12 protein-coding genes are annotated in these 11,554 nt (G+C 64.2%); 7 read left to right on the top strand and 5 right to left on the bottom strand.

Features of this window, described 5'->3' with window-relative positions; translation table 11 throughout:
• Window positions 1–240 precede the first annotated feature (240 nt).
• On the bottom strand, window positions 241–1,638 hold the full coding sequence (locus IRZ56_RS12955) for a purine-cytosine permease family protein (RefSeq protein ID WP_196145303.1): 1,398 nt from the start codon (window positions 1,636–1,638) through the stop codon (window positions 241–243).
• 260 nt (window positions 1,639–1,898) lie between these two features.
• On the opposite strand from IRZ56_RS12955, the gene IRZ56_RS12950 reads away from it, so the two are divergent.
• Both IRZ56_RS12950 and IRZ56_RS12945 read left to right on the top strand, forming a co-directional pair.
• The gene (locus IRZ56_RS12950) at window positions 1,899–2,786 is read left to right on the top strand and encodes an EamA family transporter (protein ID WP_196145302.1); all 888 of its coding nucleotides are present in this window, start codon (window positions 1,899–1,901) and stop codon (window positions 2,784–2,786) included.
• A 165-nt stretch (window positions 2,787–2,951) separates the two neighbouring features.
• Complete coding sequence (locus IRZ56_RS12945; protein ID WP_196145301.1) at window positions 2,952–3,824, top strand: pirin family protein; 873 nt, start codon at window positions 2,952–2,954, stop codon at window positions 3,822–3,824.
• A gap of 67 nt (window positions 3,825–3,891) precedes the next feature.
• Here IRZ56_RS12945 and IRZ56_RS12940 read toward each other — a convergent pair whose 3' ends face one another.
• The gene (locus IRZ56_RS12940; protein ID WP_084857528.1) at window positions 3,892–4,119 is read right to left on the bottom strand and encodes a DUF6555 family protein; all 228 of its coding nucleotides are present in this window, start codon (window positions 4,117–4,119) and stop codon (window positions 3,892–3,894) included.
• A 336-nt stretch (window positions 4,120–4,455) separates the two neighbouring features.
• Between IRZ56_RS12940 and IRZ56_RS12935 the strand changes: the two genes are divergently transcribed.
• A complete protein-coding gene (locus tag IRZ56_RS12935; RefSeq protein WP_196145300.1) occupies window positions 4,456–4,719 on the top strand; it encodes a DUF1652 domain-containing protein in 264 nt (87 codons plus the stop codon).
• Between the two features lie 17 nt (window positions 4,720–4,736).
• On the opposite strand, the gene IRZ56_RS12930 is transcribed toward IRZ56_RS12935, so the two are convergent.
• Window positions 4,737–5,351, bottom strand: coding sequence for a Yip1 family protein (locus tag IRZ56_RS12930; RefSeq protein WP_196145299.1), 615 nt, complete (start codon window positions 5,349–5,351; stop codon window positions 4,737–4,739).
• An 88-nt stretch (window positions 5,352–5,439) separates the two neighbouring features.
• Window positions 5,440–5,727: a hypothetical protein gene (locus IRZ56_RS12925; RefSeq protein WP_084857532.1), complete on the bottom strand. Its 288-nt coding sequence runs from the start codon at window positions 5,725–5,727 to the stop codon at window positions 5,440–5,442.
• 926 nt (window positions 5,728–6,653) lie between these two features.
• Between IRZ56_RS12925 and IRZ56_RS12920 the strand changes: the two genes are divergently transcribed.
• The 3 genes from IRZ56_RS12920 to IRZ56_RS12910 all read left to right on the top strand — a co-directional run bounded on the left by IRZ56_RS12920 (window position 6,654) and on the right by IRZ56_RS12910 (window position 9,550).
• On the top strand, window positions 6,654–7,790 hold the full coding sequence (locus tag IRZ56_RS12920) for a glycerate kinase (RefSeq protein WP_196145298.1): 1,137 nt from the start codon (window positions 6,654–6,656) through the stop codon (window positions 7,788–7,790).
• Between the two features lie 159 nt (window positions 7,791–7,949).
• On the top strand, window positions 7,950–8,825 hold the full coding sequence (gene hchA / locus IRZ56_RS12915) for a glyoxalase III HchA (protein WP_196145297.1): 876 nt from the start codon (window positions 7,950–7,952) through the stop codon (window positions 8,823–8,825).
• A complete protein-coding gene (locus IRZ56_RS12910) occupies window positions 8,822–9,550 on the top strand; it encodes a PA1136 family autoinducer-binding transcriptional regulator (RefSeq protein WP_196145296.1) in 729 nt (242 codons plus the stop codon). Before hchA ends, IRZ56_RS12910 begins: the two co-directional genes overlap by 4 nt.
• A 13-nt stretch (window positions 9,551–9,563) precedes the next feature.
• Here IRZ56_RS12910 and IRZ56_RS12905 read toward each other — a convergent pair whose 3' ends face one another.
• A complete protein-coding gene (locus tag IRZ56_RS12905; RefSeq protein ID WP_196145305.1) occupies window positions 9,564–10,550 on the bottom strand; it encodes an NAD(P)H-quinone oxidoreductase in 987 nt (328 codons plus the stop codon).
• A gap of 135 nt (window positions 10,551–10,685) precedes the next feature.
• On the opposite strand from IRZ56_RS12905, the gene IRZ56_RS12900 reads away from it, so the two are divergent.
• The gene (locus IRZ56_RS12900; protein ID WP_196145295.1) at window positions 10,686–11,552 is read left to right on the top strand and encodes a LysR family transcriptional regulator; all 867 of its coding nucleotides are present in this window, start codon (window positions 10,686–10,688) and stop codon (window positions 11,550–11,552) included.
• The last annotated feature ends 2 nt before the right edge of the window (window positions 11,553–11,554 follow it).

Below are 11,554 nucleotides of genomic sequence, written 5' to 3'. Positions count from 1 at the left end.
AAAGGGTTGTCTTCATCGCCGGCAAGCCGGCTCCCACAGGGTGTGGTTGGCGCTGCACCAGTGGGAGCCGGCTTGCCCACAACCATAGAATCTCCCACAGGCTCATCGCTGCCCTCGAGGCTGCCGCTCATGCTGTGTGCGGGCGGCGGCTCCCACAGGCAGGTACCGGCGGGCGTTTGCGGTAGGAGCGAGATCAGGCGCAGGTAGCGAACGGGCGTCCGCTACCTGGAGGGCGGGAAATCAGCGGGCGTCGGGAACGATGATATGGGCCGGTGCCTGTGCGGCGCGGCCACGGGCGATCCAGTAGTACAGCAGGCTAGGCACCACCAGGCCGATCAGCCAGGACACGTCGACGCCGCCCAGGTGGGCGACCATGGGGCCGGTGTACAGCTTGGTATCGATGAATGGCATTTGCACCAGCACGCCAATGGTGTAGACGATGATCCCTGGCCAGTTCCAGCGCCCGTAGCGGCCTTCGGGGTCGGCCAGGGCCGGAATGTCGTAGCGCTCCTTGGTGATGAAGTAGTAGTCCACCAGGTTCACCGCGCTCCAAGGCACGAAGAAGGTCAGCAGGAACAGGATGAACGACTTGAACGCACTGAGGAACGAGTGCTGGCCGAGCAGGGCGACGAGGGTGGCGGCGCCGACGATGCCGAGCACGAACACCAGGCGTTGCAGGCGGCTGATCTCGAGGTGGCCGCGGAACCCGCTGATGATGGTGGCGATGCACATGAAGCTGCCGTAGGAGTTCAGCGTCGAGATGGTCACTTTGCCGAAGGCGATGCTGAAGTACAGCAGCGCGGCCGTGGTACCAGCGCCTCCCAGGCCGACGATGTACGCCACCTCGTGGCCGGAGAATTGCCCACCGGCGATAGCTGCGGCGAACACGCCGAGGATCATCGAGGCCTGGGCACCGATCACCGACCCCAGCCCGGCGGCGAGGAAGGTCTTGACCGGTGACGTGGTGCTGGGCAAGTAGCGCGAATAGTCGGCGACATAGGGGCCGAAAGCGATCTGCCAAGAAGCGGCCAGCGACACCGCGAGCAAGAACGAGGCCCAGGTGAAGTGGCGGTTGTCGAGCAACTGGCCGATGTCGGCCAGCATCAGGATGCGGCTGAACAGGTACACGAAGGCGATGATGCCGAGCACGCTGGCCACGCGGCCGATCCAGTGGATCACCCGGTAGCCGGCGAGGGTGGCGAGCACGATCACCCCGGCGAAGATCAGGATGCCGGTGCTGTCGCTCACGCTCAACAACTGGCCGATGGCCTGGCCGGACAGTACCGTGCCGGTTGCAGTGAAGCCCAGGTACATCAGGCACACCAGGGCCATGGGAATGGCCGCGCCGTAGACCCCGAACTGCACTCGGCTGGAGATCATCTGCGGCAGGCCCAGGCGCGGCCCCTGGGCGGCGTGCAGGGCCATGACGGCGCCGCCGATCAGTTGGCCGAGCAACAGGCCGAGCAGCGACCAGAACACATCGCCGCCGAGCACCACGGCCAAGGCGCCGGTGACGATCGCAGTGATCTGCAGGTTGGCTCCCAGCCACAAGGTGAATTGGCTGTACACGCGTCCATGGCGTTCAGCTTCGGGGATGTAGTCGATCGAGCGCCGTTCGATCACGGGTTTGCTGGGCATGGGGCACTCCGCTTGTTTGTTCTTGTGGGGGCGGGCAGCCATCTGCAAGGAAAGGATGGCTGTGTGCGATATGAGCATGTATAGACAAGTAGGGTCAAGTGAAGCTTGACACGGTCCGTCTGGCCGCAGTTCGTTGTACCAGACGCCTCGCCGGCACGACTGTTGCGCAAGGCTGATGGCCAACTGTGCTGGTCCGTGGGAAAACAAAGGCCTTATGCTGTTACGAAATATGTCTAGAAAGCCTGAAGAAGGAAACCGCAATGCCAGTCAAGGACCTGCTGATCGCCCTGGTGGTGATCATCGCCTGGGGCGTCAACTTCGTGGTCATCAAGGTTGGCCTCGATGGCCTGCCGCCCATGCTGCTCGGTGCCTTGCGCTTTGCCTTGGTGGCCTTTCCGGCGGTGCTCCTGGTCAGGCGCCCGAAACTGCCCTGGCGCTGGCTGATCGCCTACGGCATGACCATTTCCCTGGGCCAGTTCGCCTTCCTGTTCCAGGCCATGTACAGCGGCATGCCGCCAGGGCTGGCGTCATTGGTGCTGCAGTCCCAGGCGTTCTTCACCCTCGGGTTCGCCGCGCTGTTTCTCGGCGAGCGCCTGCGCCTGGCCAGCCTCCTGGGCCTGCTGGTGGCCGCGGGCGGGCTGGTGCTGATCGGCAGCGAGAACAGCAGCCATGTGCCGCTGTTGGCGCTGCTGCTGACCCTGTGCGCCGGCGCCATGTGGGGCATGGGCAATATCATCACCCGCCGGTTCGGCTCGGTGGACCTGGTGGCCCTGGTGATCTGGGGCGGTTTGATACCGCCGCTGCCGTTCCTGGCGCTGTCCTGGTGGCTGGAGGGGCCAGAGCGGATCGGCCATGCCCTGGCCAACATTGGTTGGAGCTCGGCACTGGCCCTGGCCTACCTGGCATTCGTGGCCACCATGCTTGGCTACAGTCTGTGGAGCACATTGCTGTCGCGGCATCCGGCAGGCAAGGTGGCGCCGTTTTCGCTGCTGGTGCCGGTGGTCGGCCTGAGCTCCTCGGCCTGGCTGCTCGATGAACGTTTGAGTGCGGTACAGGGTTGGGGCGCTGTACTGGTCATGCTGGGGTTGCTGATCAATGTGTTCGGGCCACGGGTAGGGCAGCGGTTGCGGGCGATCAGCGTTCAGTAGACGGCTTGAGAGCGGGTTGCGAGATCTCACAGCCGCCGAACCTGCTACGGCGAACACGTCATGATTGTTCCGCTAGTGAGACGAACAATGCCAATTTTGCCGTCTACCGCAACATTGGTTCCATAAGTAGTGTTATACCCAGCCATCTGAGAGAGGAGACTTCTCATGAAAAAGATTCTGGGTATCCACCGCAGCCCCCACGGCCATTGGGTCGGGGACGGCTTCCCGGTTCGTAGCCTGTTCACCTACGACAACCTGGCGCGCCATATCAGCCCATTCCTGCTGCTCGACTATGCAGGCCCGCACGACTTCACCCCGACCACCGCGCGGCGTGGGGTCGGCCAGCACCCGCACCGGGGTTTCGAGACCGTGACTATCGTCTACCAGGGCGAGCTGGAGCACCGCGACTCCACCGGCGCCGGTGGCCTGATCGGCCCTGGCGATGTGCAGTGGATGACCGCCGCCAACGGCATCCTCCACGAGGAGTTCCACTCGCCGGCCTTCGCCCGCACTGGCGGCACCCTGGAGATGGTGCAACTGTGGGTCAACCTGCCGGCCCGTGACAAGCGCGCGGCAGCGGGGTACCAGACCCTGTTGTCCACGGATATCCCGGTGGTGTCGCTGGAAGGCGAGGCCGGTAGCCTGCGGGTGATCGCCGGGGCCTACCAGGGCCATCAAGGTCCGGCGCGAACCTTCACCGCCATGGACGTCTGGGACCTGCGCCTGAGAGCGGGTGCCACCCTGCAGTTGCCGATCGCCGCAGGACGCAACGCAGCCTTGGTGGTACTGCGCGGTAACGTGCGGGTCAATGGCGAGCGTGAGACTGGCCCGGCCAGCCTGGTGTTGCTGGCGCGTGATGGCGAGCATGTGCAGGTCGAGGCGCTGGAAGAAGTCAGCCTGCTGTTGCTCAGCGGCGAGCCGATCGACGAGCCCATCGTTGGCTATGGCCCGTTCGTGATGAACAGCCAGGCAGAAATCGCCGAGTCGTTCGCCGATTTCCAGGCGGGGCGGTTTGGGCAGATGGTGGGGGGGCAGTAAAGGGGCCGCTTTGTGGCCCATCGCGGGGCGAGCCCGCTCAGGTCTCTGTGAGAGATCACCCAGCCCATTATCCTGACTGGCGCCAATGCACCTCAGTGATCCCGTAGCGCTCCGCCACGGGCTTGCTGACTTTCTTGATCTTCTCCCGCCCATATCGCCCGATACGGGCCACCCCCGCATCGCAACTGGCCCAGTGCCAGGCCTCGGCGTTGTCCATCCGCTCGGCCCGGATCACGAAGGACTTGTGCTGGCCGTGCAGTTCATAGTCGATCACGAAGAGTTTTGCATCGATCATCGGGTATCCACATCCCTTGCGCAGCATCGAGGGCTGGCCAGGTGCAAGACATTCCATGGCCTATCCGTGGGAATCACACCGAGGCGCAAAAGTTTGAAAAAAGTTCGTTTCCAACGACGAACGGTGAAGACCCGACCGCCCGTCGCCTCTGGCCCGCAGCCGATCGAACAGCCGGAGCCTTGCGGCGTTCTTCCTCTAAGGTGCTAAGAGATTTGCGCGGCTGCATTGTTCACGCGAATGGACCGCCGCTTGAGCATGCGCAATATCAATTGGCACTTCGCCAACATAGGGCGTACTCACACACAACAGGCCATCCAGTATAGAGAGGGTCGAACCATGTCGTTGATAGGTGTTTCGCTACTAGAGATGCGTCAGCTGATCGAACAGGCCTGCCTGCCGGACCGCTGCGAGGTGACCTGCCCGGACGGTGTCAGCCTGACCATCCGCCTGGGGCAAGGGGAGAGCCTGGACGATTGCCTCACGGTCAGCGGTATTCCTCTGGACAGCCTGAACAGCTGCCGGGACCTGCACGAGCTGGTGACCCAGTTGCGCAAGGCGCAACGCCTGGGCCACACAGCCGCGCTCAAGGCCATCGCCTGACGGTCGTCGCGACCCGGTCAGCCGAGGCTGGCCGGGCGCACATATTCGGGCATCAGGCCGTTGAACCAGAACAGGATCATCGCCACCAGGATGGTCACCAGCAGCAACAGGCCCACCCCCCAGACGCAGGTCGCGAACAGCATCGCCTGTTCCTTGCGCAGGCGCAGGAAGGTCTGCAAACCGCCATACAACAGCACCGTGGCATAGGCCGAGGCCGCCAGCAGCGCCGCCACCGCCAGCCAGCGCATGGGCACCAAACCCACCACGCCGGCGACGAACCAGGGCGTGGCGCAGTAGGCGGCGAAGCCGATGCACTGGTTCAGGGTCGGCTGGGTGTCGAAACCGCGGGACATCCAGCGGATCATCACGCCCATCAGCATCACGCCGACCACGGTGGTGGCATACAGCAGGCCTGCCAGTTGCGCGGCGCTGCCCATGCTCAGGCGTACCCGTTCCTCCGCGGCCAGGCTCCAGCCGAAGGTGGTGGTGCCGACGAACAGGCACAGCGCGGGAATCAGGGCCAGGGCCAACAGGCGTGGCAAGTACTGTTGCGGATGGGCTTCCTCGGCGCGGCGGATGTCCAGCCAGGCGGCACCGGGGTGGGTGAAGAGCTTGAGCAACGGACTGTTCATGGCATTCTCCTCGAGGGCAGGCGTGTCCTCTTGTTATGGAGAAGCGCAAAGGGCCCAGGGTTCAGGCGAACTGTGGGCCGTTGATCGCTTATTGCAGCTCCAGCACCAGGTTCATGCCGCCGTCCCCGCACTTTGCATGGTCGCGCACCACACCGTGATAGCTGCGGCCATCCCACTCGAAGGCCACGCTATGGGCACGGTCGAGCTTGTCCGGCAGGGGTGGGTCGATGTGCAGGCGCAGGGCCGGGGAACCTTGCAGGTTGAGGGCGGCGAGCTGAACATGGCACTCCACGCGTTGGGCCACGGGGCCGAACAGGGTGTCACGCACGAAATCCAGCTCCAGGCAGGCGCAGGGGGCACGGTAATAGGGCTTCATGGCAGGTATGGCCGCAGCAGGAAAGTCATGACTGGCTCCTTGGGCAAGGATCGCGGGGTATCGATCTTTCGAAGCCTATCGGAGGATGGCGTTCAAATTTATTTCACGGGTGGTCGTGCTTTTGGTTTCACGGACCGTTTTTGGGAGATTCTATGGTTGTGGGCAAGCCGGCTCTCATAGAACAACGCATAACTATTTGATTGTGCAGGCCCTTGTGGGGCTTGTCCCGCGATTGGGCCGGGCCCGATATCACCGTCGCGTGGCAAGGGCTTCGCCCTTGATCGCGGGACAAGCCCGCTCCCACAGGCGGCGCTAGCCGCTTGTTCTTTAGTGCGACAGCGCAGCCCGGGAGGGATGGGTTATCTCCCACTGGTGCAGCGCCAACCACACCCTGTGGGAGCCGGCTTGCCGGCGATGAAGACAACCCTTTACTCAAAGCCAGATCGCATCCCAATGTGGGTAATCACCAATGCGCTCAACCAGCCTTGCTCGCTCAGGATTCATGATGCTGTTGCCCGTTCCGGCCAATCGCCGGCAAGCCGGCTCTCATAGAACAACGCATAACTATTTGATTTTGCGGGCCTTGTGGGAGCGGGCTTGTCCCGCGATTGGGCCGGGCCGGATATCACCGTCGCCTGGCAAGGGCTGCGCCCTTAATCGCGGGACAAGCCCGCTCCCACAAGGGGCCGCGCTAGCCGCTTGTTCTCTGCGCGACAGCGCAGCCCGAAGGGCTGGGTAATCTCCCACCACCCCTTCAAGTATCACCATACAAGCCGGCTTGCCGGCGATGGGGCCCGTAATGCCCCTGGAAATTCCGCGCCGCAGGCATTCGCCCAAACACCACCATCACACTTTTGTGCATCCGCCAGAGGCCACCTTGCGCTACACCTGTCAGCATGCGGGTTATCTGGATCAGGAGAATCCCCATGAAAGTCGTCATCGCCCCCGATTCGTTCAAGGACAGCCTCGACGCTGCCGCTGTCGCCCGCGCCATCGGTGCGGGTCTGGCCGAGGTTTGGCCGGACGCGGAACTGGTCGAATGCCCCATGGCCGATGGTGGCGAAGGCACCATGGAGGCGATCCTCGCCGCCAGCCAGGGCGAACTGCGTCGTCAGATGGTGCGTGGTCCGCTGGGTGCGCCGGTCGAAGCCGGCTGGGGGTGGCTGGCATCCAGCCGCACGGCGATCATCGAAATGGCCCAGGCCAGCGGCCTGCAATTGGTGCCCACCGGCCAGCGCGACGCCTGTCGCAGCAGCACCTGGGGCACCGGCGAGCTGATCGCTGCGGCTCTGGCCGCCGGCGCCACGCGTATCGTCCTGGCCATTGGCGGCAGCGCGACCAACGATGGCGGCAGCGGTATGCTGCGTGCGCTCGGCCTGCGCTTGCTGGATGCAGACGGACAACCGCTGGCAGAAGGCGGGCAGGCCTTGGCCGGCCTGGCGCGAATCGATGCCAGTGACCTGGACCCGCGTTTGGCCGAAGTCCAGGTGGAAGTGGCCGCCGATGTCGATAACCCCCTGTGCGGCCCCCATGGCGCCTCGGCGATCTTCGGTCCGCAAAAAGGAGCAAACCCTGAGCAGGTGCAGGTGCTGGATCAGGCTCTGGGCCATTTCGCCGACCATTGCGCGCACCTGCTGGGCGAGGATGTACGCGACTTCCCGGGCTGCGGTGCGGCCGGCGGCATGGGCTTCGCCGCCAAGGCATTCATGGGCGCTCGCTTCCGCCCAGGAGTCGAGGTGGTCGCGGACCTGGCCGGCCTCGACGCCCTGGTGCAGGGCGCCGACCTGGTGATCACCGGGGAAGGGCGCTTCGATGCCCAGACCCTGCGCGGCAAGACGCCCATGGGCGTGGCCCGCGTCGCCAAGCGTCATGGCGTACCGGTGGTGGTGCTGGCCGGCACGCTCGGCGAGGGCTACCAACAGCTCTACGCCCACGGTATCGATGCCGCGTTTGCCCTGACCAGCGGGCCGATGACCCTGGAGCGGGCCTGTACCGAAGCCGGGGTACTGCTGAAGGCGCGGGCGACCGACATTGCCAGGCTATGGCAGGTGGCGTTGCGCTGAGGCGCGAGTCACCTCCACTCAGCGCAACAGCACGCGCTACTGGTCACTGGGCTAGACTGCCGGGTTGGCATCAGCGCAATTGCGGGAAAACCCTCATTGTCGCTGGCCGATCAGGCACCTAGCATGGATTTCGCCAATCCAACTCAGCTGGAGAACACCATGACGAGCCCCCAGGACGACAAGCGCCCCACACCTGACCCCGCCGAAGATAACGCGTTCTTCCCTTCCCCTTATTCGCTCAGCCAGTTCACCGCGCCCAAATCCGACCTCAGTGGCGCCGACTACCCCAAACCCTACACCGGCGGTCGCTGGAAGGTACTGATGATCGGTGCCGACGAGCGCTATCTGCTGACCGACAACGGCACCATGTTCTCTACCGGCAACCATCCCGTGGAAACCCTGTTGCCGATGTATCACCTGGACAAGGCCGGTTTCGCCTTCGACGTGGCGACCTTGTCCGGCAATCCGGTGAAATTCGAGTTCTGGGCCATGCCTTCGCAGGACGTAGAGGTCAAGGGGCTGTATGCCCGCTACCGGGATGCATTCAAGCAGCCGCTCAAGCTTGCCGATGTGATCGAGCGAGCACTGGGCCCGGATTCGGATTATATCGGTGTGTTCATACCCGGCGGCCATGGCGCATTGATCGGCCTACCCGAAAGCCAGGACGTCAAGCGGGTGTTGCTATGGGCGGCTGCGCAGGACAAGTTCGTGATCTCCCTGTGCCACGGGCCCGCTGCGCTGCTGGCTGCGGGGCTCGATGAAAGCCGCGAAAGCTGTATCTACAACGGCTACCGTATTTGCGCATTCCCCGATGACCTGGACGCCAAAACCCCCGACATCGGCTACATGCCCGGCCACCTGACCTGGAGGTTCGGCGAGCGGCTCAAAGCTCTGGGCGTTGAAATCGTCAACCAGGACATTTCTGGTGCGACCCTGCGCGACCGCAAGCTGCTCACCGGTGACAGCCCACTGGCTGGCAACGCGCTCGGCAAGCTGGCGGCTGCTGCGCTGCTCGACGAGGTGGGCGCAAGGTGAGCAGCCTACCCGTCGACGGGATATTCGGCACGGCATTGGAGATCGAGGGCGCCAGGGCGCTCACGGTCGTCCAGAACGCAGTGCGTGGCTTCGCTGGGCCGCTGGGTTACGACCGCTTCGTGCTGTTCTCCGCCACAGCGGCGCGAGACGAGGTGGTCGAGCGCATTCATTGGGTGGAGGGAAACTGGTTCGGCGACCATTTGCCGGTGGATGCCGAAACCTATGTGCGCCATTGCCCGGTGACCCATCACATCCTGCAGGCACGCGCACCGTTCTACTGGAGCAAGGTGTCGGTGGACGGCAACGAACGCTACCGGGTGGTGCGCTCGCCCATTGGCCCCGGCGTCCATGGCCTGCAGGTTCCGGTGTTCGGCCCGGCAGGGCTGGAGGGGGCGATGAGCCTGGGCGGTGAGCGGATCGACGCGTCGCCGCGTGCGCGGGTGGCCTTGACCATGCTGGCGACGGCGGCGTTCTGGGCCGCCCGCCGATTGCTGGAGGCACCCGTCGACGGCCATGTGCGCCAGCTCTCCGAGCGCGAGCGGGAGGTGCTGGCCTGGACAGCTGCCGGGCGACGCCAGGCCGACATCGCCGCGACCCTTGGCCTGTCGCCGCGCACGGTGGAGAACCACCTGCGTTCGGCACGCCGTCGGCTTGGCGTCGATACGACCGCCCAAGCCGTCAGGGTCGCCTTGCGCAACGGCGAACTGACGGACATGGGCGACTGAAAAGGCCCGGTATTCAGGCGTCGACGGTGAGCACCACCTTACCCATGTGCTGACCACTTTCCATCAAGGCATGGGCCTTGGCTGCCTCGACGAGGTCGAAGGTACAAAAGATCAGTGGTTTGACCGCACCGCTGCGAACATGAGGCCAGACCTGTTCTTGCAGCTGGGCTATGATCTGCGCCTTGTCGTCGGCGCTGCGCGAGCGCAGGGTCGAGCCAACAAGGGTCAGGCGCTTGGTCAGCAACGGGAACAGGTCCAGTTGCGGCGCGGGGCCCTTGAGCACGCCAACCTGCACGATACGACCGTTCAAGGCGGCGGCCTGGAGGTTACGTGCCACGTAATCGCCAGCGATGATATCGACAATCACATCCACGCCTTGGTCGTCGGTATGGTGCAGCACTTCGTGGGCAAAATCCTGACGGTTGTAGTTGATCGCCACATCGGCGCCGAGGGCCCGGCTGGCCGCCTGCTGTTCAGGGTTGGCCACGGTGGTGAAGATCCGTGAGGCGCCGAACGCCTTGGCCAGCATGGTCGCGGTGGTACCGATGCCGGAGACGCCGCCATGAATCAGCACCGATTCGCCGGCCTTGAAGGCGCCACGCTGGAACAGGTTGACCCAGACGGTCATGAAGGTTTCAGGCAGTGCAGCGGCCTCCACCATTGTCAGGCCTTCGGGCAGGTGCAAGGTGGTGCGTTCATCGGCCACTGCGTATTCGGCGTAGCCTCCGCCGGTGACCAAGGCAATCACCGGATCGCCAATTGCAAAATGCCGGACCTCGCGACCCAGGGCGACGACTTCGCCGGCGACCTCCAGGCCAGGAATGTCCGAAGCGCCGGCGGGCGGGTCGTACAAGCCCTTACGCTGAAGCAGGTCCGGGCCATTGACGCCGGCAGCCCGAACCTTGATCAGCACTTCCCGTGCGTCAGGCTCGGGTACGGTCCGGTGGGTAGGTTTGAGGACATCGGGAGCGCCTGGTTGGGTGATTTCGATGGCCATCATATCGGAGCGTTTGTTCATGGGTTCCAGCCTTTTGGTGTAGAAGACATTGCATGACAAGGTACGGAACTCCGTTGTTGCGGGCGCGCGGCGATTTTGCGGCGCTGTGTTGCAGATGTGCTACGAGGAAAAACATCGATGAATTGGGATGACGCCAGGATCCTTCTGGCCCTGGGCCGCGAACTGACATTGCGCCGTGCCGCACGGGTGTTGCGGGTCGACCAGGCCACTGTGGGGCGGCGCATCGCCGCGCTGGAGGCGGATCTAGGTTCGACCCTGTTCCTGCGAACCCCAGGGGGTTATCAACTGACCAGCATCGGCGAAGAAGCATTCGCGCTGGCACAAAAGGTTGAAAGTGCCGCGCTGGAGCTGGCCCGACGTATCCGCGGGGTCGATCGTGAAGACTCGGGCGAGGTACGGATCTCCACCACCGACTCGTTAGCCTGCGACTTCGTGTTGCCGGCGCTGCGCGAGCTTCACCTGGAACACCCTGACATCCGCGTGGTGCTGCATGGTTCCTCGGAGCTGATCAACCTGTCGCAACGCGAGACCGATATCGCCATCCGTAACCTGCGTCCGGACAACCCGGACCTGATTCTGCGCAAGCTCGCCAGTTGGCCGATGGGCCTGTACGCCAGTGCCGACTACTTGCAGCGGCACGGCGAGCCCGTGCCGGGCAGCGGATTCGCCGGGCACGACCTGGTGATGTACGAACCGTATTGGCGCGACCGATCGGTACCGACCCTGGTCGACGAGGCGATCGACCAGGGTCGAGTGGTGGCGGCAGTGAATTCAAGCTTCATGGTGCGCCGCGCCATCGCCGAAGGGTTGGGTATCGGCGAGATCCCCATCGACATGGGCGAGCGCGATGGCCTGGTGCGCCTGTGGCCGACGCGCGAGCGCAGGGATCCCTACGACGTGTGGATGGTCACCCACAAAGACCTTCGCCACACGACCCGGATACGCTTGATCATCGAACAGTTGGTCCGGGCCTTCGCACGCTGAGA

It is taken from the genome of Pseudomonas guariconensis, assembly GCF_015680235.1.
Classification (GTDB): Bacteria; Pseudomonadota; Gammaproteobacteria; order Pseudomonadales; family Pseudomonadaceae; genus Aquipseudomonas; species Aquipseudomonas guariconensis_A.
Note: the sequence above shows the minus strand (reverse complement) of the source record. Positions and strands in the feature narration are given on the sequence as shown.

Coding starts and splice junctions, on each gene's coding strand:
- IRZ56_RS12955 (WP_196145303.1), bottom strand. CDS start 1,638: ATGCCCAGCAAACCCGTGATCGAACGGCGCTCGATCGACTACATCCCC.
- IRZ56_RS12950 (WP_196145302.1), top strand. CDS start 1,899: ATGCCAGTCAAGGACCTGCTGATCGCCCTGGTGGTGATCATCGCCTGG.
- IRZ56_RS12945 (WP_196145301.1), top strand. CDS start 2,952: ATGAAAAAGATTCTGGGTATCCACCGCAGCCCCCACGGCCATTGGGTC.
- IRZ56_RS12940 (WP_084857528.1), bottom strand. CDS start 4,119: ATGATCGATGCAAAACTCTTCGTGATCGACTATGAACTGCACGGCCAG.
- IRZ56_RS12935 (WP_196145300.1), top strand. CDS start 4,456: ATGTCGTTGATAGGTGTTTCGCTACTAGAGATGCGTCAGCTGATCGAA.
- IRZ56_RS12930 (WP_196145299.1), bottom strand. CDS start 5,351: ATGAACAGTCCGTTGCTCAAGCTCTTCACCCACCCCGGTGCCGCCTGG.
- IRZ56_RS12925 (WP_084857532.1), bottom strand. CDS start 5,727: ATGAAGCCCTATTACCGTGCCCCCTGCGCCTGCCTGGAGCTGGATTTC.
- IRZ56_RS12920 (WP_196145298.1), top strand. CDS start 6,654: ATGAAAGTCGTCATCGCCCCCGATTCGTTCAAGGACAGCCTCGACGCT.
- hchA (WP_196145297.1), top strand. CDS start 7,950: ATGACGAGCCCCCAGGACGACAAGCGCCCCACACCTGACCCCGCCGAA.
- IRZ56_RS12905 (WP_196145305.1), bottom strand. CDS start 10,550: ATGATGGCCATCGAAATCACCCAACCAGGCGCTCCCGATGTCCTCAAA.
- IRZ56_RS12900 (WP_196145295.1), top strand. CDS start 10,686: ATGAATTGGGATGACGCCAGGATCCTTCTGGCCCTGGGCCGCGAACTG.